We start from the raw sequence: 24,706 nt of genomic DNA on the forward strand, positions 1-24,706 counted from the left end.
ATTTATGCCCAAATAACTTTCATTAAGTTTTTATATTCGTCATTCGCTAATTTATATAGCATTCTCGTATGTTCAAAGACAAGTGCTGGATTAAAGTTTGGTTCTGAGAATGCAAGAGATGTTGAAATATCAATTGCATTTTGCTTATTTAATGTGAATTTTGCAAAGCGATAAGATGTATTTAATTCATTGATGACATGTAAAATATCATTTGTTGATGTTGCATCAGGTACGTGAGCAACATTGAAGCAGTATATATCCACCGTAGGATGTTCGTTTTGGAAAGCAGCGATAAGTTGAATTTTTGCGCCAGCTTCAGTCTCTAATCCTACTGAAAAATGAACAGAGCCATCATTTTCATCTATATTTTCTTCCATGTATATATCGTTGGATTTTAAGTAGTCTTTAAAATCTGAGATGTTATGTTTTACTGCAGCTTTCATATGTATGAGCCCCCTGATAATTGGAATAGATTGCTACTATTTATTATAATTTAAAAATATTAAAAAAGATAGTTAGAAAGTTCTGATTTTTAATTCTGAAGAAATAAAAAGAAGCCGTACTCTACCTCCATAGAGTACGGCTTCTTTACTATTCATTGTCGTTAGACGATGTTTCTGTATCTTCACTGCTATTTTTGTTCTTATTTTTCACTTCATTGTTACTTGATTCGCGTTCACTTGAATTTTCAGACTTAGATTCTTTTGTCTTTTTCGAATCAGAGTCTGAGTCAAACTTTGTATATGCAGGTAGTCCAAGATGAGTACGAAGTTCATTTGTAACATTAGCTAATTCTTTTTTATCTGGATTGTAGTAGTAAGTTCGACCACCACCAGCAGATTTGCTACAAGTATCGTCACCTTTTGCCATATAGCAATCATCACCTTGGATTTGTAATTTCTCAATTTCCGAATCCGATCCATATTTATAGAATGAAAGCATATCATCAAATGTTAAGTTTGTAACGAATTGGCCGTTAATATCATCAATGATGTTGCCAACTTTTGTTACAGAACCAACACTTGTTAGTTTATTTAAAATAGCCTCGATAACGAGTTGTTGACGTTGTCCACGCATTGCATCACTATCGATGTGTCTTGTTCTAGCAAGAGCAAGAGCTTCTTCGCCATTTAGCTTTTGAACACCTTTTTCTAGGTGAATAGCCTCAGCATTATCATTGCTATCTTGCTCAGTAAATTCAACTGGTACATCAACTTCAACACCGCCCAAGTCATCGACGATTTTTATAAATGATTTAAAGTTGAATTTTACAAAATAATCGACAGGAACATTCATTAATTTTTCAACTGCATCAATGCTTGCTTGTGGTCCACCATTTTTTCCGTTTTTAGCAGAACCGAATGCATGAGCGTGTGTAATTTTATCTTTTTTCTTTTCTATTGGAATATAAGTATATGTGTCACGTGGGATACTTAATAGTTTAACAGTTTTGCTATCTTTATTAAATGTTGCAAGTAAAAGCGCGTCTGTTCTTATAGCTTCACCATATTCTTTTCCACGGACATCGCTTTCATCAACACCCATTATTAAAACAGAGACATTGTTTGTAATAGGTTTTACAGCCTTATCACGTAAATCAGATTTATCACCGCGTGCTAAATCGTGTGCGGCATTTCGAACAGCAGAAGATGCTTTATTTACTAAAAACCAAGTATAACCGCCGCCTATTAATAAAACGAATAGTATAGCGCTTATAATAATTTTTATTTTTTTCTTATTTTTTTTCGGTTTATTGCGTGTATTTTCTTGCAAAGATGGGTTTTGCTCCATTTCCTGTACTCCTTCATTTGGATTGAAATACGACACTCATATCCACTTATTATAATGAAATTTAGCGAAAAAAAACATTACAAAACATTTACATTTCGTAAAAATTCAATATATTTATAAAAAGTCAGATTTTCTATATTATCTTTTTTAGATGTAGAATAAGTATAAGTTGTTTTAGTAGAAATGAAAATATGTATTGTGAGAAAGTGATAGAGAAGTAAGATTTGTTGAAATATAGCCAAGAAGAAACGAGTAGGTTTACTAAGTTTTTCTATATAATAAAGAAGAACTTTACGGATAAAGGAGAGAGCATAATGAATCATACATCATTCCGAGCAATCGTTGTGAACGAAACGGAAAATCATCAGTTTGTAAGAAAAGTTGTTGAGAGAGAAGTAAGTAGTTTACCTGAGGGAGACGTATTCATACAAGTTCATTATTCTTCATTAAATTATAAAGATGCTCTTTCAGCTACTGGTAATAAGGGTGTTACGAGAACATATCCTCATACGCCAGGAATTGATGCTGCAGGAGTGGTTGTGAGTAGTGAAGATGCTACCATTAAAGCAGGAGATCAAGTTATTGTAACGGGATATGACTTAGGTATGAATACCTCTGGTGGTTTCGGAGAATATATTCGCGTGCCATCATCTTGGGTCGTGCCTTTACCGGAAGGAATGTCATTAAAGGAAAGTATGATGTATGGGACAGCAGGTTTTACTGCGGCTTTGTCGGTATATAAGCTTATTGGAGCAGGAATCAAGCCTAGTATGGGAGATGTTTTAGTAACGGGTGCTACAGGCGGCGTAGGGAGTGTAGCTGTTAGTATATTAAGTAAGTTAGGGTTTAACGTAGTAGGAGCGACAGGAAAAATGGAAGAGGAACAGATGCTACTACGTCTAGGAGCGAAAAAAGTGATTCATCGCGCGGAATTGAATGATGAATCAGGAAGACCAATGTTAAAAGGGATATACGCCGGAGTTATCGATACTGTAGGTGGACATATGTTAGAAACAGCTTTAAAAACAGTAAAGTATGGTGGTTGTGTAACGACATGCGGTAATGTGGCAGGCCAGGAACTACAAACAACAGTATATCCATTTATTTTACGAGGCCTAAGCCTTTTAGGGGTAGATTCCGTGCAATGTCCAGTGGATGTGAGAAGAGATGTGTGGACGCTTTTAGCGAATGAATGGGGAAATAAAGAGTTACTATCTTATACAGAAGGATGTACATTAGAAGAATTAGAGAAGAAGTTTACACTTATATTGCAAGGAAAGTTAAAAGGAAGAACAGTTATTAAAATAAAATGAAAAAAGAGACGCTTAAGTTAGCGTCTCTTTCTTATTATAATGATTGTTTTAGATTGATTTTACCTTGTTCACCTAAAACACCGTCAGCGATATTTACAGCATGATCGCCAATGCGCTCTAAGTTACTTACCATATCGACGAAGATGATACTTGCATCACCTGAACAGCTGCGTTCGTTTAGACGTAATACGTGACGTTTACGAAGAACACGTTCCATTTGGTCGATTTTGCGTTCTTTTGCAATAACAGTTTGAGCTAGTTCAGTATCGAAGTTTGTTAAAGCTTCAACTGAGTCTTGCAGTGTTGAAATTGTTAATTCAAGCATTTCGTTTAACTCAGCTAATGCTTCGTCTGATAGTGTAACACGGTTTGAAATTTGGAAATCTACAAGTTCTACAAGGTTTTCTACATGATCACCGACACGTTCAATATCTCCAACAACACCTGCTAAAACAGAATGTTTTTCAGAATCCGTAGGTGAAAGTGGCTTTTCTGATAGTAAAACTAAATACTCGGTAATTTTTTTATCTAAATTGTTAATAGCTCCTTCTAATTGAGTAGCCATGTCAGCGTGTTTTTTATCTTGTGTGTTTAAAAATTGGTTTGCTTCTTTTAATCCGTGTAATGAGAACTCAGCCATACGGATAATCTCTTTTTGAGCTTCTGTTAAAGCGATGGCTGGAGATTGTTCAATAAAGATTGGATTTAAATGTTGTGGTTTGAAGTCGATAGCTGCATCCTCACCACGAATGATTTTTGTTACAATCCATGCTAACACTGCAATGAACGGGAATTGAATAATAGTATTTGTTACGTTAAACGTTCCATGTGCAAATGCGATTGTCATTTCTGGGTTTAAATTTAATGACGTTTGGAAGTATTGAATTAAATTTGTAAAAGGTATTAATAAAATTGTAAAGATGATCGTACCGACGATATTAAAGATAACGTGAACTAATGCTGCACGTCTCGCTGCAATTGAAGTACCGATAGCTGCTAATACTGCTGTAATTGTCGTACCGATGTTATCACCGAATAATACAGGAAGAGCAGCTTGTAAATCGATTGCACCTTGACCGAATAGTTCTTGTAAAATACCGATAGTTGCACTTGAACTTTGTACAATTAACGTAAAAACTGTACCGACAACAATACCTAAAATTGGATTATCACTCATGCTAACTGTTAATTCTTGGAACGATTCTAAAGAGCGAAGAGGCTTCATACCTGTGCTCATTAACTCTAAACCGAAGAATAACATACCAAAACCGAATATAACTTGACCTAAAGAATGTACTTTTTTATTTTTAAAGAAGAATAATAAGATAGCTCCAACTGCCATAATTGGGAGAGCGTATTCTCCGATTTTAATTCCGATAATAAATGCAGTAACTGTCGTACCGATGTTTGCACCCATAATAACACCGATTGCTTGTCTTAATGTCATAAATCCGGCACTTACAAGTCCGACTGTTAAAGCGGTTGTTCCTGAACTGGATTGGATTAATACAGTAACTAACATACCTGCTAGTACACCCATAAGTGGGTTTGTTGTAAAACGATCTAGAATATCGCGAAGACGATCTCCAGCTGCTTGTTGCAGTCCATCGCCCATGTATTTAATCCCGAATAAGAAAATACCTAATCCACCAATGAACTGGAAGATCATATCTTGAACATTATATTCCACGCATTCCACTCCTTAAATTTCATGTACGATGTAATTATTAACTGAACCTTGAGTCACTGTAAACGGTTTGCTAGTAAAATTTACACTAAATTTACAAAGGGAATAAAAGTTTACAATCCCTTAAAGAAACAACTGCATTTCATTTGTTTTTACCTTGTATAAATCTTAATCTTGTAAAGAAATCACACTTTTTAGAATAATATTGTTCAGTCGAATATCGAGGAAAGTATCTGCGAGTTCATCGTATATTTTTTGATGAAAGTTAAGAAAATATGTAGGGAAATGCATGTAGTTTATAACAGTAACTTGAGGGGAAACAATTCTTTTAACACGATAAAAAAAGCCACTGAATTATCCAGCAGCTTTTTCCGTGTTTTTATCGCCATGCTTTTGTTTTCTTATGCTTGTAATGTAAATGAAGAGAAAAGCAATAAGTAATAGAGAGGAATAACGATATACAGTTGCATAGTTTGTAAAATGAGCAATAAATCCAAATATAATCGCTCCAGCGCCGATTCCAAGGTCAAATGCGGAGAAGAATGTAGCCGTTGCTACGCCGCGTCGATGCGGTGCTACGCGGTCAATCATCCATGCTTGTAGTGCAGGTTGAATCGCTCCAAAACCACTTCCGTAACATGCTGCAGCAATAATTAAGCTCGGAATTGTCGTCGTATACGACAATAAAATAATACCTGTAAATGTTATAATAACTCCCGGAATGATGACGAATGTATGGCCTTTCGCATCATATAGCTTTCCAGAGAATGGACGAGTCACAGCGATTGCTAGTGCGTTACATAAAAAGAAGAGACTAATATCAGCTATGCCGACTTCTGTAGCAAATAGTGTGATAAAACTTCCGATTCCTCCGTACATTAATGTAATACATAATATTAATAATGAAGGAAGTAAAGCTTTACGCTCAATAAATCCATCGAGAAAAGTACTAGATGATTGTTGTGGAGGCTGTTTCGTTTTTTGGATTTGAAGTAGTTTCGTTAATATTAATGAAACAATTGTGCACGATAATGCACATAAAAAAAGAATTGTGAAGTTATATGTTTGCATAAGCCATAGTCCGATAAGTGGACCGAGGGCCATTGCAATTGTTCCAGAAAGGCCAAAATATCCCATGCCTTCTCCGCGGCGAGCTGAGGGAATTAAATCAGAAACGACAGTTCCATATGTAGTCGTTGTAATACCGAAACCAGCTCCGTGCAAAATACGAACAGCAAGCAAGAGAAAAATAGTTGAGGCGAAAAGGTAACTGCCCATAGCGAGTAAACAGATAGCAGTACCGATCATTAAAATGATTTTTTTATTGAATTTTTGCAAGGCGTTCCCAGTTAGCGGTCTAACAAAAAGTGCCGCAACGGTAAACATGCCGACAACAAATCCGATATTTGAACTTGTGCCACCAATTTCTTTCACATAAACAGGTAAGGTTGGAATTAACATTTGAAACCCTAAAAACATACATAAGTTTGCAAAAATTAAAGCAACAAACTCTTTTGTCCATAACGGTTCTCGTTTTACGAGTATTGCTTCTCCCATATATTCATCCCCTATATAAAATTTTCTCTTTTCTTTCGAGTATATGTATTGGCCAATGCAACAGTCAAGGAAGGTGTCTTGAAAACGGATAACAATTTTTAAGATGAAAAACTGACAAATTTGTATAAAAGCTACACAACTATGAAAAAAAGATGTAAAGTATAGATGTATAGACTTGTAGGTGTTAAGAATGATAGAAATTGTTTTTTCTTTAAAGAAAGCGGATTCAAAAGAGTAGTGAACAAGAAGGGGATATATACTTTTTCACTACATATATTTGAAAAGGTTTACAATATGATGAAGGAAGAGGCGTGTACATATGAGACGATTAGGTATTTCTATTTATCCAGAACATTCAACAGTAGAGAAAGATAAGGAGTATTTAACATTAGCAAGTAAATATGGGTTTACACGTGTGTTCACATGTTTATTATCTGTGGATGGAGAAAAAGAGAAAATTATTGAAGAATTTAAAGAAACGATCTCACATGCGAATGCATTAGGGTTCCAAGTATTAGTGGATATTAGTCCATCTGTTTTTGAACAATTAGGTATTTCGTATAATGATTTATCATTCTTCCATGAATTGGGTGCGTACGGTATTCGTTTAGATGTTGGTTTTTCAGGATTAGAAGAATCAATTATGACTTATAATCCGTATGGTTTGAAAATTGAGATTAATATGAGCAATGGTACGAAGTATGTAGATAACATTATGAGTCATAGACCAAATCGTGAAAATTTAATTGGTTGTCATAATTTTTATCCGCATCGTTATTCAGGGTTATCATACGATCATTTCATTAAATGCTCGAAACAATTTAAAGATTACGGTATGAGAACGGCTGCTTTTATTTCATCATTTGATGCAACATACGGACCTTGGCCAGTAACAGAAGGGTTATGTACATTAGAGCAGCATCGTGAATTACCGATGACAACACAGGCGAAACATTTATTCGCGACGGAATTAATTGATGATGTTATTATTGCAAACGCATATGCGTCAGAAGAAGAATTACAAGCACTAGGTGCATTAAATAAAGAGAAACAAACATTTGATATAGAAATATATGATACAACGACAGAACTAGAAAGAATTATCGTATTAAACGAACCACATTTTTATCGCGGAGATGTATCTGAATATATGATTCGTTCTACACAAAGTCGTGTGAAATATAAAAAAGAAGAGTTTAAACCTCATAATACGCGTGAAATTAAGCGTGGGGATTTATTAATTGATAATGAACAATATGGTCAGTATAAAGGCGAATTACAAATTGCATTAAAAGATATGGTGAATACAGGAAAAACAAATGTAGTTGGTCGAATTGTAGAAGAAGAGATTTTCTTACTAGACTATTTACAAGCATGGGATAAATTCGGATTTACATTAAAGAAATAGAGAGAATATAAAGGGGAAAAACTACTGATTTCAGCAGCTTTTCCCCCTTTATATATAAAGAGCGAGAGGAAGAGCTATGACAAAGGTGCATCAGCGATTAATTTCTATTTTAGAAGAATTTTTAGAAGAGAAATCGATGTTAAATCGAGCTTTTTTAGCAGGCCGTTTACATGTATCAACGAAGACGATTCAAAAAGATATAAAATTATTAAATGATATATTGGAAGAAAACGGAGCGAAAATCGAATCGCAAAGAGGGACTGGGTACGAATTAGAAATTATACAAAAGAAGAAATTTGAAGACTTTTGTGTGAGTCTATTTCAAAAACAGACGGAAAAGATCCCAACTTCTTATGAAGAAAGAATAGCGTACATTCTGCAGCGTGTTTTAATGACAGAGGGATATGTGAAGCTTTCAGAATTAGCGGAAGAGATGTATGTGAGCAAATCAACGGTCAATTTAATTATGAAAGATGTTACAGATACATGTGGTCGCTATAAATTACAAATTGAGAAGAGACCGTATTATGGTATACGTATTGTTGGAGAGGAATTTAATATTCGTTCTTGTTTATCACAATATGGTTTACCGCGTTATGACCATACTCCGTTTCATGAGCAATTTGAGCAGACGGAGACATATTTATCGCTACCGCATATATCACTCATTCGCTCAATTATATTAAAGTATATTGAAGGCGGAACAATATATTTATCTGATATAGAAATTGATAATTTAGTCATTCATATTGCAATCGCATTAAAGCGTTGTCAAAGTCAACATTATATGAAAGGACTGCATGCGGAGCAATCAGAACTTATAATAAAGAAAGAATATACAATTGCGAAGCAGATTTTAGGAGATTTAGAGAAAGAGTTAAAATTTTTATTTCCAGAAGAAGAAGTATTATATGTGACGATGCATTTATTAAGTACTGCTGTTACAACGAGAGATCGCTATGAAAATGTAGAAGAGCTATTAGGAAAAGATATATATGCATTTATGCAACATATTCTTTTTAAAGTAGCGGAAGAACGGAATCTTATTTTTTATTATGATGAAGAATTATTATTTGGATTTGGTATTCATTTAAAAACGTTATTAAATCGTTTGAAGTATAAGTTAAATACGAGAAATCCTCTTTTGGCAGAAGTGAAAAAGAATTATCCGTATGCTTTTGAAATTGCGATTCTCGTTGGAGATATCATTGGTGAATATACGGGTGAATCGATCCCTGAAAGTGAAATTGGTTATATAGCAATTCACTTCGGCGGAGCGATGAGCCGTTTGCAGGAGCAGAATCAAAAGAAAAGATGCTTATTAGTTTGTGCGACTGGTCAAGGAAGTGCACAACTATTAAAATATAAAATTTTATCACAGTTCCGAGATAAATTAGAGATTGTAGGTATTACAGGCTATTATCAATTGAAAGTAGAAGATCTTTATAAAGAAAAAATAGATTGTATTATTAGTACGATTCATATACCGAGTGGCTTGCCTGTTCCAGTTATAAAAGTGAATTCAATATTTGATGATAAAGAGATTAAATCGATTGGTCAGCGGTTGTTTACGCATGTGAATACTAGTGTGCAGCCTTATATTAAGGAAGATTTAATCTTTTTAAATTATAGTGCTTCTACGAAAGAGGATGTTATTCAGTTTTTATGTGAGAAAGCTGCTGAGAAACGCTATGTACCAGAAAACTTTTATGCTTCTGTTATGGAAAGAGAAAATACGTCTCCGACAGCGGTTGGGAATTCAGTTGCAATACCGCATCCGATGCAGTTATTAAGTGAGGAAACTTTTTTGATGTTTTGCACACTTGAAAAGGCTGTTGATTGGGGAGATAAAAAAGTACAAGTAATTATTTTATTTAGTGTAAAGCGCAATAATAATGAAGATTTGCAAAGGCTATATGATTTTTTATATGATATTATGTCTAGTCAAACTACGATAGAGAAACTTACTCAGACCGAGGTAATTGAAGATTTTCAAGAGATTTTATTATCATTTTGAAAAAGTATATAAAAACTTCCGTTACATAACGGAAGTTTTTTATGTTTAATTGTATGCGTTTTCATAATAAGATGGAAATATAGAAAACATATAGCTTGGGGGAATTTAAAATGGCTGATATGCAAACTCCATTTGCGTTAATTTTACATGGTGGCAATGCGAGAAGTGCGGCGCTTGAAGCAATTGCTTTTGCAAGACAAGGAGATTTCGGGAATGCCGGTGAAAAGATGAAACTTGCTAGTGAGGAAATTTCAGCAGCGCATCGTATTCAAACGGATTTAATTCAAGAAGAGGCAAGAGGAAATCATGCAGAAATTAGTTTACTGTTGGTGCACGCACAAGATCATTTAATGAATGCAATTACAGTGAAAGAACTGGCTGAAGAATTTATTGCTCTTCATAAACGAGTAGAAGAGAAAGTGACTGTATAAGATGTACATTTTATTATGTTGTGCAGCAGGTATGTCAACGAGTATGGTCGTAAGAAAAATGCAAGAAGAGGCAAAGAAACAGGGGAAGAATTATAAAATTAAGGCAGTTGATTCAGAACTAGTGAAGCTTGAAATTAAGGAAGCCGATGTCGTTTTAATTGGACCACAGGTGAAATATTTATTCCCAGCTGTAGAGTTTCTTGCAAATTCATACAATATACCAGTTGCGATTATAGACCAACGAGATTATGGCATGTGTGATGGTTTGAAGGTGCTTAAGCAAGCAGAACAATTAGTTTTAGCATAATTATATCTTTTTAAATATAAACATTATAATGTTATAAAGTTTATTTCATTCTTTTATAGTAGAGAGAAAGAGGAGGGCTATTGATGAATGGGTTTATGAGTTTTATGGAACAAAAGATTATGCCAACAACGCAAAAGATTGCAGGACAACGACATTTATTAGCAATTCGAAACGGGGTTATTTCTACATTGCCGTTAACGATCGTCGGATCATTTTTCGTTATCTTTTTAAATTTACCAATTGATGCATATATGGAATGGATTGCACCGTTTCGCCATATTTTAGATATTCCATTTCGATTTACAGTAGGGCTAATGGCATTATACGCAGCGTTTGGTGTAGGGGCTTCGCTCGCGAACTTTTATCAGCTCAATCAGTTAAGTGCAGGGTTATTATCTGTACTCGCCTTTTTACTAGCATCAGTTGAACCAATTCAAATTACGAAAGCTGTACCAGGTGTTATTGATGCAGGTAGATATATTTCAGTAGGAACATTAAGTGCAACGTCTTTATTTGGCGCAATTGTTACAGCATTAATTGCAGTAGAAATTTATCATTTTATGATTAAGCATAATATCTCGATTAAATTACCAGATAGTGTACCACCCGCAGTTTCAAATTCGTTTGCAGCATTAATTCCAACATTAGCAGTTATTCTTTTATTCTGGGGCATTCGCTACGGTTTGAAATTCGATGTAAATACAACAATTACATATTTAATCGCACCATTAAAATCAGTATTAGTAGGAAATAATTTATTCGGTGGTTTATTAACAGTATTCTTAATCGTGTTTTTCTGGTCATTCGGTATACATGGACCAGCGATTTTAGGACCAATTATTCGTCCGATGTGGGATTCAGCAATTCTTGAAAATATGGAAGTATTCACTGCTACAGGAAATGCACATCAGTTACCAAACTTATTTACAGAGCAATTCATTCAATGGTTCGTATGGATTGGCGGATCAGGTTCAACGTTAGCTTTAGTAATTATGTTTATGTTCTCTAAATCTAAGTTCCTAAAAGAGTTAGGTAGATTATCATTCGTACCAGGTTTATTCAATATTAACGAACCAATTATTTTTGGGGCACCGATTGTAATGAACCCAATCTTAATTATTCCGTTCGTTATTACACCGTTAGTGACAACGACAGTATCATATTTCGCAGTTGTTTCAGGTATGATTCCACTTATGATGGCGAAACTGCCATTTACGATGTTAGCACCAATTGCAGCGGTAATTAGTACGGACTGGACAATTATGGCTGGTGTACTTGTACTTGTTAACTTTGTTATCTCATTCGTTATTTACTATCCATTCTTCAAAATGTATGAGAAACAACAATTAGCAGGAGAGGAGAAAACAGAATGCTCGGAGCAATTATCATCTTAATTACATTCGTGGTCGGACAGTGTATTGCCCATTATTCGAAATGGGTACAAAGTAAATCTTTATTAGTGTTACTACTAGTATCAGTTTTATTTATCGGTTGTTCAATGGGTGCATATGTAATGTTAGGATTGCAATCACCGTACGTAATTATTGTACCGACAATTTTATGTGCAACGTGTTTATCTGCAAAATATAGATTTACGAGCATGGCATTAATACAACGTGTGAAGGAGATGCAAAAGCATGGAGCGTAAATTAGGAATTTCACTTTATCCAGAACATTCAACGAAAGAAAAAGATATGGCTTATATTTCCGCAGCGGCACGACACGGTTTCTCAAGAATATTTACTTGTTTGTTATCTGTGAATCGTCCGAAAGAAGAAATTGTAGCTGAATTTAAAGAGATTATTAATCACGCAAAAGATAACAATATGGAAGTTATTTTAGATGTAGCTCCGGCTGTGTTTGATCAGCTTGGTATTAGTTATAGCGATTTATCATTCTTCGCAGAGTTAGGCGCAGACGGTATTCGTTTAGATGTAGGCTTCGACGGGTTAACTGAAGCGAAAATGACGAATAATCCGTACGGTTTAAAAATTGAGTTAAATGTAAGTAACGATATTGCGTACTTAGAAAATATTCTGTCGCATCAAGCGAATAAATCAGCTTTAATTGGTTGCCATAATTTTTATCCGCAAAAATTCACTGGTCTTCCATACGATTATTTCATTCGCTGTAGTGAACGCTTTAAAAAGCATGGTATTCGCAGTGCAGCCTTTATTACATCACATGTCGCAAACATCGGTCCATGGGATATTAACGATGGATTATGTACATTAGAAGAGCATCGTAATTTACCAATTGAAGTACAAGCGAAGCATTTATGGGCAACAGGGTTAATTGATGATGTCATTATCGGAAATGCTTATGCGAGTGAGGAAGAGTTAGAGAAACTAGGAAACTTAAATCGCTACATGTTACAGCTAAAAGTGCACTTTGTAGACGAAGCGACTGAAGTAGAGAAGAGAGCTACGCTGCAAGAATTACACGTAAGGCGCGGCGACATAACAGAGTATATGGTACGTTCTACAGAAGTACGTAAAAAGTACAAAGACTATGACTTCCCAGTGCGTGAAAGTGTGCTGCAGGAAAGAGGGCAAGTTGTAATTGGAAACAATTCATTTGGTAAGTATAAAGGTGAACTGCAAATCATTCTGAAAGAGATGCCGATAGATGAACGGAAAAATATCGTCGGTACAATTGCGGAAGAGGAGTTATTCTTACTAGATTATGTAGGAGCTTGGACGCAATTTACTTGTGTGGAATAGGGAAGAGAAGGAGAGGATGCTGTGGCATCCTCTTTTTTCTGTTGAAATAGTAATCTATCGTATATAGAATGCAAAGAGATAGACTTAATTTGGACGGGAGAGAAGGAGATGGAAGAGTATATAGATGATTTATTAAGGCGGATGGATGATGAGGAAACAAAGATTTGGCATCGTGCGTATGATGAAGCAAAAGCGTTAAATGACTTATTAACTTTTCCTTATTTACAGCAGAAGGTAATCAAAGCAAAAAAGGTATCTATGAAGAAAGACATTTATTATTTAATGACGAAACTCGCTATTAATACGAAAGAGATCAGTATTGCTGATTATCTTATAGATTGTTTGGAATGTGAACAAAACCCGACTTTGTTAAGTGAACTGCTTAGTAATATTTATACATTGCCAGAAGTAAGTGATACAAATAAAATTATTCCGTATATTTACCATAAAAACGATAGTGTTCGTTTTTGGGCAGTTTCTTCCTTAAAGTTATGTAAATCATTAGAAGCGGAAAGTGCTTTACTAAAGTTGCTGGATACTCAAGAAAATAAAGATGAGATTACAAATATTTGTTATACATTGTTTGAGATTGGAACAAATCAATCGATTCTGCCGTTAACAAAGCTTTTATATAGTAATAGTGCCTATGTTCGTTCAACTGTTATTGAGGTGTTAGCAAAAATAGGGGGATCGGACTTACAAATAGTTTATATTGAAGCTTTACAGGATAGAAATGTGATGGTGAAATATGAAGCTGTTCGAGCTATTTATACGTATGGCGACGAAATGGCAATGAGACCAATTTGCGAACGTGTGAATAAAATTGTTGCTAGAAGACGTAAAAATGAAGTAGAGCCTACGGATGAAGCAGAGATTATCATTGCTCTTCGTTTCTTACATAAGTTTGCTAATCATGAAGAAGTTTTAAGGATATTTGATAAAGTATATAAAAAACGAGGGAACTTATTTATATCAGAGAGGGAATGGCTTCGAGACAATATTGCTTACTTTCAAGAGAAAGAAAGAATGTAATAATTATAGAAAAGGAGTCAGTCTCAACGATAAGACTGACTCCTTTTTTTACTAACTAGTTTAATACTTTAACTGTAACTGTTTTACGTCCCCAGCTACTTGATGAACCTTTATCTGGCATTAAAACGTCGATTTTATTACCTTTAATAGCTCCACCAGTATCACCAGCGATTGCTACTCCGTAACCTTCAACCCATACTTTTGAACCTAATGGAATGACACTTGGATCAACTGCAATTAGTTTCATGTTTGGATTAGCTGTTAAGTTGTGGCCTAAAGCTGATTTTACTTGGTCGCCTGCTTTATAACCATTTTCAAGTGGATCTGCTGTGTAAGCTGTTGCTACAACACGTAACTCACGAGAAGATGATGGTGCACTTGTTTCAGTTTCTTTTGCAACAGGTTGTTGTGTAGCTGGTTTTTGAGCTTTAGCCGCTTCTTGAGCCTTAGCCGCTTCACGAGCTTCAGCTGCTTCTTGAGCCTTAGCTGCTTCACGAGCTTCAGCTGCCTCTTGAGCTTTAGCCGCTTCACGAGCTTTAGCTGCTTCTTGAGCCTTAGCCGCTGCTTGAGCTTCAGCATCTGCTTGAGCTTTAGCAGCTTCACGAGCTTTAGCAGCCTCTTGAGCTTTAACTTCTGCTTGAGCTTCAGCATCTGCCTGAGCTTTAGCCGCTTCTTGAGCCTTAGCCGCTTCACGAGCTTTAGCCGCTTCTTGAGCTTTAACTTCTGCTTGGGCTTCAGCTGCTTCGCGAGCTTTAGTTGCTTCCACTGCTTTAGCTTTTGCTTGAGTTTCAGCTACTTCCTGAGCTTTAGCAGCTTCACGAACTTTAGCTGTATCTTGAACTGTAGTCGTTTTTTCAACTTTAGCTACTGGTTGAACTTTAACTGGTGCTTTACCTGTTAAGTAAGGAACATGAACATAAGCTGTTTTTCCGTTATATTCAAATTGAATCCAATCATTTTGTACTTGGTGTGTTGTTTCAATTACATCATCTTTTTTCAACTTACCAAGAATCTCTGAGTCTGTGTTTGCCCCAGCACGTACGTTTAATACGTTTGCTGTTACGTAGTAAGTGTCTTTTGTATAGTCAGCGCTTATGAAAGCTTCTTTACCGCTATTCAATTGAACTTTTGACCAACCATTTTCTGTATGTAAAACATTTACTTTATATCCATCTAATAATTTTCCTACAACTTTTGATTCAGTAGTTGGGTTTTCTCGTACGTTTAGTACGTCAGTCGTTACGATTGTTTCTGCTTTAGCAGATGTTGTGAAAATCCCAAGACCAAAAACCGCTGCTGTTGCTATACCCATAAATTTTTTCATAATAGCCTCCATTGCATTTGTTTTCGTTGACCTCATTATAGCAACCATTATTTTCTTATTTGCGAAAAACATAAAATTACAAAGCTTTCGTAACGGGGCATTAATATTCTGTAACAATTCCATAAATATCCTGATAGCGCTTCCTTGTTGTTTTTTGGCGTATTAGGGCATATGAAACACAAAATGAGTAGTATTTCAATTACTGTAACGTTAATAATGTTACGGTAATATTTCTTGATGATATCTATAGTGTTACAAAAATAGCTTATTTTACTGTTTGAATGGGAATTTAGTTATGAAACGATAATCTTTTTAGGCGTGAAAATATATAAATGAGGTGAAATTTAATAAAATATCGATATAATTGTTACAAAATCAGTCGAAGTATGGAAAAAATTACGCCTTGATTTTCGTCTGTTACATAGTATTTTTGCAATAATAGAATTAGATAATAGCCTTAGTACCTATAAATAATGAAGAGTATTAGAATGATAGTTGTAACGTGAAACATATATAATAGAAGAAACTCAATTTAGTAGATAAATAAAAAACGCAGGAGTGTAAACTCCTACGTTTTTGTTTATTCATATCGTAAACATTCAATTGGATCCAGTTTGGCAGCTTTGTTAGCTGGCAGTAAACCGAATATAATACCGATTAACATTGAGATACCTACTGCAAGAAGTCCAAGTTCTTTTGAGACAACGAGTGGCCATCCAGCAAAGATTGAGACGATCCAAGCGAAGAAAATACCGAGCATGAATCCGATGAAACCACCAAGTCCTGTTAATATACAAGATTCGATTAAGAATTGTGTTAATACTTTACCACGTGTTGCACCAAGTGCTTTACGAATACCAATCTCACGTGTACGTTCTGTTACAGATACGAGCATGATGTTCATTACACCGATACCACCAACAAGTAAGGAGATAGCGGCAATACCACCGAATACCATTTTCATCATACCGATTGATTCGTCTAGTTGTTTCGTAAATTCACCTAAATCTTGTGCTTCGAATTTGTGCTCAAATTTAGGAGCTTTCATTTCGTTTAAAACAGAAACAGCTTGTTTTTCTACACTTTTACGTTCTGTCGGAGAGGTCATTGTTAATCTTACAGAGTCATACTCATTTACTCCTGAAATGACAGGCGCATTTTCAAGTGATGTATAACCTTCAGGCATAGGCATTCCAAAGTCATTTTTCGTTTCGTATACACCAACTATTTTATACGGCTTTCCTTTTATATCTGTGTATTGATTTGATTCCCAACCACTACTAAATAATTTGTTGAAAGCTTCTTCATTTAATATAACAGCAGGGATTGCTTGATTTAGTTCACTGTCATTTAATTCACGACCGTGAACTAATTTTATTTTCGAATCTGTCATAAAGGCGCCTGTTCCACCTTTTAAATCAAGATTTACATCTTTTGAACCAGCAGATGCTTTTACTTTCATACTTACGTCTGGATACACATCTTTAACGCCTGGTACAGTTTGCAGACGGTTTAGCATATCAGGTGTGATTTTGGCACTATCTGTTCCGTAATCAGGATTGTTGTAGTAAATCGTTACTTCGTTATCTTTTCCTTGGCCTAATTCTTTTTTAAACTTTGCGTTTGTACCATCACCCATTGAAATGATAGTAATAATGGCACTAATACCGATAATAATACCTAACATCGTTAAGATAGAACGCATTTTATGAGCAAAGATAGAGGAAAGGGCCATGCGTATATTTTCACTCGTATTCAAAATTAACCTCTCCAATCTTGGACGATATTTCCGTCACGAATTACAATTTGACGTGCTGCAGCTTCCCCGATTTCACGGTCATGGGTAATCATAATGATTGTTGAGCCTTGTTTATTTAATTCGTAAAAGAGGTCCATAATTTGTGTGCTTGTTTTCGTATCAAGTGCTCCCGTCGGTTCATCGGCTAAAATGAATTTTGGGTTATTTACGATTGCACGTGCAACGGCGACACGCTGCTTTTGTCCACCTGATAATTCGTTTGGTAAGTGAGTAGCGCGATCAGCTAAACCGACTTTTGTTAAAGCAGCTAATGAGCGCTCGCGTCTTTCTTTTTTATCGACTCCAGCGTAAATAAGAGGTAGTTCTACATTTTGAAGCGCTGTAAGTCTCGGTAATAACATGAAGTTTTGGAATACGAATCCAATCTCTTTATTACGTACGTGTGCAAGTTCTGTTTCAGACATGTTTGAAATATTTTGACCGGCTAGTTCGTACGTACCTGTCGTCGGTTTATCTAAGCAACCGATAATGTTCATTAATGTTGATTTACCAGAACCAGAAGGTCCCATAATTGAAGTGAATTCTCCTTGGTTCAATGTTACGTCAATTCCGTGTAATATTTGAACGGACTCTGCACCATTTTGGAAGGATTTCGTGATGCCTTTTAAGTTAATCACTGGGCGACAACCTCCATACCATCTTTTAAGTCTTTTTCAGGTTTAGAGATAATTTCCTCTCCTTTTTTTACTCCAGAAACTTTTGCTTCGCTATCAGTCTCGAATTCAACAGTAACTGCTTGTTCTTTCGCCTTACCGTCTTTTACAACGAAGACAACATTTTTGTCACCTTTTTTCACGATACTGCTTTTCGGAACAATTGTACCAGTTGCTTCGCCAGATTTACTTGTTACGTAAACGTGGAAGCCGTTTTGTAATTCGTCACTATTATCTAATGTGACAGTGAATTGATAGTTAGAAACAGTTTTATTTTCATCCATGCTCTTTAATGGTGTAGAACCGATTTCTGTTACTTTTCCTGTCCAAGTCTTACCAGCGACAGTTTTTGATGAAACAGTTACTTCTTGCCCAACTTTCATACTAGCAAGCTCATATTCAGAAAGTTGACCTTTTACCTTAAATTGACCAGCGTGACGAAGAGTAACGCCGCTCATACCTGTTTTTTCGTCAGCAGTTTTCACGATATCATCAATTACGCCATCAGCAGGACTTGTTACAGAAAGATTGTTTACTTTCTCTTTTGCTGTTTTAATCATTTCATCAAATTTTTCAACATCAAACTTTTTCATTTCAAGTTGTGATTCTAATTGCCCAACTTCAGCTTCTGATGCTTTTAATGCTTCAGCGGGAAGGCCTGCATTTTTATCTTTTTGTAACTTTTGTTTCGCTGCATCAAGTTGTTTTTGGAACAACGTTACTTCTTTTTGTGCGATTTTCTTTTGCATTTCTGCTTCTGTTACACCTTGTTTAGCAGTCGGGTCATTGTATTTAAATAGAAGCTGACCTTTTTTCACTTCATCGCCTTTTTTTACAGCTAATTCATATGTTCCTTTTGTTGGATCGAATGAAATAGTTTCAATTCCGTTTGGAATAACTTCGCCACCAAATTTTTGCGCGTTTTGGATTTGTTTTTCAGTTACTTTATATCCGCTATATGCCATTGCTACTTCTGAACCGCCTCCAGCAAATGCAAAGTATGATCCAGCTGCAATTCCGATTGCTACTACACTAGTAATTAACACTTTATTTTTCTTTTTCATCTATTTATCACCTTTTCGTTCGTTTTAGTATCTACATTAAGTATAGAAGAGGTGAAGAATCTGACAAATCGTTTTAGCTTACAATAACCTTACAGTTTTGTAAGGTATGAATATGTAAATGTAAGGTAGAGGTTGTCCTAGTGTAAGCAAATGAATTGACTCGTCGTTTCTTTCTTACAATAATATTGTATGGAGGAAAGGAGGAAGGAAGATGGAAGCTTATTTTAGCGCACACCCATTAAAACCATTTATTCCATACTCAAGGCAACATGCCCTTATATTATTTATTATGTTGGTGGGGATATTTTTTCTGTATCAATACCAAGATGTATTACGTCAAAGTGAGTGGAATATAACGGTTCGATATGCAATTGCATTTTTATTTATAGGTAGTGAAATTGGGCTTCATATGTGGGAGTGGAAAGCGGGGATTTTTGAGCTAGCTACTTCATTACCGTTTGAATTATGTACGATTAGTTTATTATTAGCGTCGATTATGATCGTAACGAAAAGTTACCGCATATATGAGATTGTATTTTTCACGGGAATTATTGGTGCATCACAAGCTATTTTAACGCCAAACTTGCAGTATGCTTTTCCGCATTTTCGTTTCATTGAATATTTTAGCGCGCATATATTGCTCATTTGGGCACCACTCTTTATGACTTGGGTGGAAGGCTATAGACCGACCTTGCAATCTATTAAGCGTACGATGATATTTTTAAACATATTGATTCCGCTTGTTTCGTTTGTGAATTATAAAACAGGCGGTAATTATATGTTTTTAGCTCATAAGCCAGAAACAGCTTCACTACTCGATATGTTAGGACCGCATCCTTACTATATTATTTCATTAGAACTCGCAGCACTTATTGGGTGTTTTATTTTGTATATGGCGTTTGCAAAAAGAGAAAGGCATGCGCATAAAGAATCACTAGGATCATAACCTAGTGATTTTTTATGTTTGAATATTTACAATTCAGAAAATTAAGAATAAAATTAGAGAGTAAAATATAAAGAGAGAGAAGGGAAAACGTGGTCAAAAAAGTTTTTCTGAATGGGATGGAAGTGACAATTCAATTTATTATTTCGATTTTGGGGATTATTATGTTAGGGGCTCTGCCGAAATTGTTTTATGGATTTAAGCTGGATGTATCAAAGTACATACAGAGTTTAAAAGAAGTGTTTGTGAACTTAATGGATATTTCCAATTTGCAATATGTGAAAGGTAAATTTTTATTTCCGCAGCTGTTCGTCCATTATAAAGAAACGATTATTATTTTTTTAGCTGCTTTTTTTATTTCATTATTTGTAGCATTTTGTATTGTTTATGTAATTATGAGTAGTTCACCGCGTATACAACATCGAATTAAATCATTTCTTATCTTCCTAGAATCTATTCCAGATATCCTTCTTATTTTAGTATCACAAATTTTAGTTATATGGTTTTTTAAACAAACAGGTTTTTTACCTTTTCAAATTGCTTCAATTGGAGGCGAGTCGATTAGAGGATTGCCGATACTTTGTTTGAGCATCCCGACTACGATTATGTTTGTAAAAATGGTCGTGCTTCGTTTTGAAAATGAACTAGAAAAAGATTATGTACTATTTGCTAAGGCGAAAGGGCTGGGGCGCTTTCATATTTTAAATCGTCATATTTTACGAAATGTGTTGCTTAGTACATTATTCTTTGCGAAAACGAATATCTTTTTTATGTTATCTAATTTATATATTATAGAATGGATTTTTAATACGGGTGGTATTTTTATGTTTTTGAAATCGTATTTTGGTATTAGAGTTGAGGTTTTCATCGTTAGTGTGCTTCTTATATATATTCCGATTTTTATTTTATTTAAATTGTTTCATTATCTCATTCCGGCTGCGATGAAGGAGAGATTATAATATGTGGACGTATATAAAACGTGATAAAAGATTTTGGATAAGCATTGGGTTTCTTCTCCTATTAGTTCTTTTGAGCATCGGAAATACGTTATGGAATGATGGACATATTAGACAAGTTACATTGCGATATGATGCGGATGAAAATCCACAAGTACCACCTTTTTCACCTTCATTACAATTTTTACTTGGGACAGATCGGAAAGGATATGACCTTTTACATTTAGTCATTGAGGGTGCGAAGTGGACGATTGGTATATCTATTTTAATTGCGGCACTTAAAATGGTAATAGGTGTACTTTTAGGTGTTGTACTCGGAACGTATATAAAAAGAGGTTTTTCAAAAATTGAGGCTTTTTTTGATAGTTTTACAGTTATTCCGACAGTTATGATTGCGTATTTTTTTCTTCAATCTGCAAATGCATTTGGAAGTGGGGAGGAAACAACAACCTTTTTTGAAAGGGCTTCGTTTCAAGTTGTCTTACTTGTAATGCTTGTAATGCCAGTTATTGCACTGTATGTTGCGAAGGAAGTTCGTAAATTGCGAACGGAGGAATTTGTTGATGCCGCACGCATATTAGGTGGATCGAGAAGACATATTGTTATAAAGCATCTTTTCCCGCACCTTTATATGACGTTTATACTCGTATTTTTTCAGCAGTTTACGCAGACTCTTACTATTTTACTGCACTTAGGGTTACTAGAAATATTCTTTGGCGGAACGGTTAAGTTTTTAGGACCGATAGAAGAAATAGAATCTTACACACATGAATGGTCAGGGCTAATTGGAGTCTATTTTAGATCTTTAACAGTGCATCCATGGATTCCTCTCGTCCCAATTACATTTTTTGGACTTACTATTTTTTCAGGAAATATGATTGTAAAAAGTATCGAAGAGGCGATGATGAAAGTAAGGTTAGGAGGAGAGATAAAGAAGGAAGTTGTAGAAGAGGAACAATCTGCTGTACAGTCAAAGGATGAGTTGTTTACGTTTAAACATACGATGTGAAGAGAAAAAGAAGCAAGCATGGATTTCATGCTTGCTTCTTTTTACTTTGCAGAAACTTCACCTTCAGCTTCTGTTTGCGGAATAAAGTATCCGATTATACCACCAATTATTGCTGGAACGATCCAGCCGATTCCTAAGTTATAAAAAGGAATCGTGTGTACGATATTAGCGATAAAACTTGGTATCATTCCCACATTATCAAGTGCATGAATACAGCTAATAATGAATGCTGCGATCATTGCTCCGATGTAGACAGAAGGTTTACGTTTCGTATATTTATCGATAAATGATACGAAAATTAAAATGATTGTAATTGGGTACAAAATAATTAATACAGGTAGTGTGATTTTAATTAATAAGCTTAATCCTAAGTTTGAAATAACGAAACTAAAGATACAAACGTATAGTACGAGCTTTTTGTAAGAAACATTTGTTAATACTGTTGCGAAATAGTTTGCAAATGCACTTACAACACCAATTGCTGTTGTTAAACAAGCGAAGATAATGGCGATACTTAATAAAACATTACCGCTTGTCCCAAAGAATTGGTACATAACAGTTGCTAATAGTTGACCACCGTTCTCGAATTGTCCCAAGTTTCCGTTTGAAGCTCCGATATAACCGAGTAAGAAGTAAACAATTGTTAAGAATAGAGCAGCGATACTTCCGCAAATGATTGTATATTTCGCGATAGATTTCTTCTCTTGTATACCGTTTTGACGAATTGCATTTACAACAATTGTTGATAGTACGAGAGCGCCAATTGCATCTAACGTTAAAAATCCTTCAAGAAATCCTTTGAAAAACGGGATGTCTTTATAGTCACCGATAGGCTCTGCAAACGTTCCTGGTGAAAGAATCGCTTTTGTTGCCATAATTGCAATAATTACAAGTAAAATTGGCGTTAATATTTTACCGATATGATCTACTAGCTTGGATGGATTTAATGATAAGAAGTAAACGACTGTAAAGAAAATCGCACTAAAAACTAACATAGAATACCATTGATCTGGGAAAAGTGGTGCAATCCCAATTTCATAAGATACAGATCCAGTTCGTGGAATAACAAATAGTGGGCCGATTGAAAGATAAATAATGATAGCGAATACTGCTGCGAATTTTGGATGAACACGGCTCGCTAAAGTGTTAAAACTACCACCAGCAAGGGCAACAGCAACGATAGCAAGTAAAGATAAACCGACGTCTGTAATAATAAACCCTGTAATGGAAACCCACATATTTTCTCCGGAAGAAAGACCAAGAAGGGGCGGGAAAATCATATTACCAGCACCGAAGAAAACTGCGAATAGTAATAAACTAATCGAAAGTATTTGCGCTGGTTTCAAAGTTGTACGCATATAAAGAAAATCCTCCTAATGAGTATTTTTGTCGAAAATTCAAATAATTTGTCGAGTAACTGTTATTATTTTAAAGGTCTGATGACTAGAAAGCAATAGGGAATTTTGAAAAAATTAAAAAATAATGCATTAAATCGAATAAATATACTATTTGTATGTTTAATAGGGAAGATTTAACTTTTAACGCAAAAAAACACATATCGCTAGGATATGTGTATTAAAAATATATTTTTCTATCGCGTTCTTCTTTTAAAATTTCAACGGCTTCTCGGAAGCGTTGTGAATGGACAATTTCTCGTTCGCGTAAAAAGCGTAAGCTGTCATTTATGTCGGGATCGTCAGATTGGTTGATAAGCCATTGATATGTGGCACGCGCTTTTTCTTCAGCCGCAATATCTTCGTATAGGTCGGCAATTGGATCACCTTTAGCTTGTATATAGGTTGCAGTAAATGGAACACCAGCTGCGTTATGGTAATGAAGTGCGCTGTCATGATCGACGTAATGAGGGTCGAGACCAGCTGCCTTCATCTGTTCAGGAGTCGCATCTTTTGTCAGCTTATAAACCATCGTAGCAATCATTTCAAGATGCGCAAATTCTTCTGTACCAATATCGGTAAGGAGGCCAATGACTTTATCCGGGATTGTATAACGCTGATTTAAGTAACGTAGTGCAGCAGCTAATTCTCCATCTGCACCACCGTATTGCTCAATTAATAATTTTGCAAGTGCTGGATTACAAGTTCCTACTTTAACAGGGTATTGTAATTTTTTTTCATAAATCCACATAGTTTCTCTCCTTTATATTTGCCATGGCCAAGGACCTTTACTCCATTCCCAAGGGGCATTAGAATAACTGTTCCCAAACTGTTGGAGTGGTCCGTATTTTTCTTCCATCTTTTGTTTTAATACTCTTCGTTTATAGGAGAAATCATTAAATTGATTAATAGCAGCGGTGTCATCTGGATGTGTATCTAAATAAAGAGTTAGTTCAACTAGTACAAAGTCTAGTTCTTGAAGCTCCAGTAACAGCTGATAATATTCTTCTGGTAGCGATTGAGTCACGTCAGTAGTCACCGCCCTTTTTTATAAGGATTCTCATAATAGTCATAAAAAACTGGCCATAAAGTCCCTTTTTGTAGCGCTTCTTTTGGTGTGAATTGTGGTAAGTTTGGCGGTTGAAAACCTAAAAATAAATTAGGAGGAGTAGAATAATATTTCTTTCCAATAGGAGGACAAGGATCGAGAGGACTATGATAGGGCACGAATGATTGCATATATTTATTCATGGATAAACCTCCTTAAATGTTCATTAC

At 35.3% G+C, this 24,706-nt stretch carries 24 protein-coding genes; 12 read left to right on the forward strand and 12 right to left on the reverse strand.

From position 1 onward, the window contains the following. Positions 1–2: 2 nt before the first annotated feature. A complete protein-coding gene (locus DN404_RS24025) occupies positions 3–443 on the reverse strand; it encodes a hypothetical protein (RefSeq protein ID WP_000642362.1) in 441 nt (146 codons plus the stop codon). Positions 444–591: 148 nt separating this feature from the next. Then, positions 592–1,791 (reverse strand): LCP family protein, encoded by a 1,200-nt coding sequence (locus tag DN404_RS24030; RefSeq protein ID WP_149215535.1) that lies wholly within the window; start codon positions 1,789–1,791, stop codon positions 592–594. A 314-nt stretch (positions 1,792–2,105) separates the two neighbouring features. On the opposite strand from DN404_RS24030, the gene DN404_RS24035 reads away from it, so the two are divergent. Next, positions 2,106–3,104 carry a YhdH/YhfP family quinone oxidoreductase gene (locus tag DN404_RS24035; RefSeq protein ID WP_149215536.1) on the forward strand — a complete coding sequence of 333 codons (999 nt, stop codon included), beginning with the start codon at positions 2,106–2,108 and terminating at the stop codon, positions 3,102–3,104. A gap of 34 nt (positions 3,105–3,138) precedes the next feature. Here DN404_RS24035 and DN404_RS24040 read toward each other — a convergent pair whose 3' ends face one another. Next, positions 3,139–4,794: a Na/Pi cotransporter family protein gene (locus DN404_RS24040; RefSeq protein WP_088362298.1), complete on the reverse strand. Its 1,656-nt coding sequence runs from the start codon at positions 4,792–4,794 to the stop codon at positions 3,139–3,141. A gap of 351 nt (positions 4,795–5,145) precedes the next feature. Beyond that, positions 5,146–6,348: an MFS transporter gene (locus tag DN404_RS24045; RefSeq protein ID WP_000503239.1), complete on the reverse strand. Its 1,203-nt coding sequence runs from the start codon at positions 6,346–6,348 to the stop codon at positions 5,146–5,148. A gap of 319 nt (positions 6,349–6,667) precedes the next feature. Between DN404_RS24045 and DN404_RS24055 the strand changes: the two genes are divergently transcribed. From DN404_RS24055 to DN404_RS24090, 8 genes are all read left to right on the forward strand, one after another. Then, the gene (locus DN404_RS24055) at positions 6,668–7,756 is read left to right on the forward strand and encodes a DUF871 domain-containing protein (RefSeq protein ID WP_001253349.1); all 1,089 of its coding nucleotides are present in this window, start codon (positions 6,668–6,670) and stop codon (positions 7,754–7,756) included. Positions 7,757–7,832: 76 nt separating this feature from the next. Then, entirely contained in the window at positions 7,833–9,773 is a 1,941-nt protein-coding gene (locus DN404_RS24060; protein ID WP_149215537.1) for a BglG family transcription antiterminator, read from the forward strand. Positions 9,774–9,883: 110 nt separating this feature from the next. Then, positions 9,884–10,204, forward strand: coding sequence for a PTS lactose/cellobiose transporter subunit IIA (locus tag DN404_RS24065; RefSeq protein ID WP_000774631.1), 321 nt, complete (start codon positions 9,884–9,886; stop codon positions 10,202–10,204). A 1-nt stretch (position 10,205) separates the two neighbouring features. Next, entirely contained in the window at positions 10,206–10,511 is a 306-nt protein-coding gene (locus DN404_RS24070) for a PTS sugar transporter subunit IIB (protein WP_000275642.1), read from the forward strand. Between the two features lie 83 nt (positions 10,512–10,594). Then, positions 10,595–11,905: a PTS sugar transporter subunit IIC gene (locus DN404_RS24075; protein WP_001013053.1), complete on the forward strand. Its 1,311-nt coding sequence runs from the start codon at positions 10,595–10,597 to the stop codon at positions 11,903–11,905. Further along, positions 11,881–12,159: a hypothetical protein gene (locus DN404_RS24080; RefSeq protein WP_000900048.1), complete on the forward strand. Its 279-nt coding sequence runs from the start codon at positions 11,881–11,883 to the stop codon at positions 12,157–12,159. The genes DN404_RS24075 and DN404_RS24080 overlap by 25 nt, the downstream gene beginning before the upstream one ends. Further along, entirely contained in the window at positions 12,149–13,234 is a 1,086-nt protein-coding gene (locus DN404_RS24085; protein ID WP_000440054.1) for a DUF871 domain-containing protein, read from the forward strand. Before DN404_RS24080 ends, DN404_RS24085 begins: the two co-directional genes overlap by 11 nt. Positions 13,235–13,342: 108 nt before the next feature. Then, positions 13,343–14,266, forward strand: coding sequence for a HEAT repeat domain-containing protein (locus tag DN404_RS24090; protein WP_016121939.1), 924 nt, complete (start codon positions 13,343–13,345; stop codon positions 14,264–14,266). A 55-nt stretch (positions 14,267–14,321) separates the two neighbouring features. Here the strand turns inward: DN404_RS24090 and entC are convergent, their stop codons facing one another. From entC to DN404_RS24110, 4 genes are all read right to left on the reverse strand, one after another. Continuing rightward, entirely contained in the window at positions 14,322–15,713 is a 1,392-nt protein-coding gene (gene entC / locus DN404_RS24095) for a cell wall-binding protein EntC (protein WP_000421966.1), read from the reverse strand. 457 nt (positions 15,714–16,170) lie between these two features. Further along, positions 16,171–17,325, reverse strand: a complete 1,155-nt coding sequence (locus tag DN404_RS24100; RefSeq protein WP_001986269.1) for an ABC transporter permease — start codon at positions 17,323–17,325, stop codon at positions 16,171–16,173. A 26-nt stretch (positions 17,326–17,351) separates the two neighbouring features. Next, the gene (locus DN404_RS24105; protein ID WP_000609100.1) at positions 17,352–18,026 is read right to left on the reverse strand and encodes an ABC transporter ATP-binding protein; all 675 of its coding nucleotides are present in this window, start codon (positions 18,024–18,026) and stop codon (positions 17,352–17,354) included. Further along, positions 18,023–19,126, reverse strand: a complete 1,104-nt coding sequence (locus tag DN404_RS24110) for an efflux RND transporter periplasmic adaptor subunit (protein ID WP_000728834.1) — start codon at positions 19,124–19,126, stop codon at positions 18,023–18,025. Before DN404_RS24110 ends, DN404_RS24105 begins: the two co-directional genes overlap by 4 nt. Before the next feature lie 211 nt (positions 19,127–19,337). Between DN404_RS24110 and DN404_RS24115 the strand changes: the two genes are divergently transcribed. The 3 genes from DN404_RS24115 (at position 19,338) to DN404_RS24125 (ending at position 22,034) form a co-directional block, all read left to right on the forward strand. Beyond that, complete coding sequence (locus tag DN404_RS24115; protein ID WP_149215538.1) at positions 19,338–20,072, forward strand: YwaF family protein; 735 nt, start codon at positions 19,338–19,340, stop codon at positions 20,070–20,072. A gap of 89 nt (positions 20,073–20,161) precedes the next feature. Further along, positions 20,162–21,028, forward strand: coding sequence for an ABC transporter permease subunit (locus DN404_RS24120; protein ID WP_000239670.1), 867 nt, complete (start codon positions 20,162–20,164; stop codon positions 21,026–21,028). 1 nt (position 21,029) lies between these two features. Further along, positions 21,030–22,034 (forward strand): ABC transporter permease, encoded by a 1,005-nt coding sequence (locus tag DN404_RS24125; protein WP_149215539.1) that lies wholly within the window; start codon positions 21,030–21,032, stop codon positions 22,032–22,034. A gap of 41 nt (positions 22,035–22,075) precedes the next feature. Here DN404_RS24125 and brnQ2 read toward each other — a convergent pair whose 3' ends face one another. The 4 genes from brnQ2 to DN404_RS24145 all read right to left on the reverse strand — a co-directional run bounded on the left by brnQ2 (position 22,076) and on the right by DN404_RS24145 (position 24,679). Next, complete coding sequence (gene brnQ2, locus DN404_RS24130; RefSeq protein ID WP_001260934.1) at positions 22,076–23,392, reverse strand: branched-chain amino acid transport system II carrier protein BrnQ2; 1,317 nt, start codon at positions 23,390–23,392, stop codon at positions 22,076–22,078. A 217-nt stretch (positions 23,393–23,609) separates the two neighbouring features. Continuing rightward, positions 23,610–24,179: a spore coat protein CotJC gene (gene cotJC, locus DN404_RS24135; protein WP_000265278.1), complete on the reverse strand. Its 570-nt coding sequence runs from the start codon at positions 24,177–24,179 to the stop codon at positions 23,610–23,612. A 12-nt stretch (positions 24,180–24,191) separates the two neighbouring features. Continuing rightward, positions 24,192–24,455, reverse strand: coding sequence for a spore coat protein CotJB (locus DN404_RS24140; protein ID WP_000194492.1), 264 nt, complete (start codon positions 24,453–24,455; stop codon positions 24,192–24,194). Positions 24,456–24,463: 8 nt separating this feature from the next. Then, positions 24,464–24,679, reverse strand: coding sequence for a spore coat associated protein CotJA (locus tag DN404_RS24145; RefSeq protein ID WP_149215540.1), 216 nt, complete (start codon positions 24,677–24,679; stop codon positions 24,464–24,466). Positions 24,680–24,706: the final 27 nt, after the last annotated feature.

The sequence above is a fragment of the Bacillus sp. TE8-1 genome, from assembly GCF_008368855.1.
GTDB lineage: Bacteria > Bacillota > Bacilli > Bacillales > Bacillaceae_G > Bacillus_A > Bacillus_A cereus.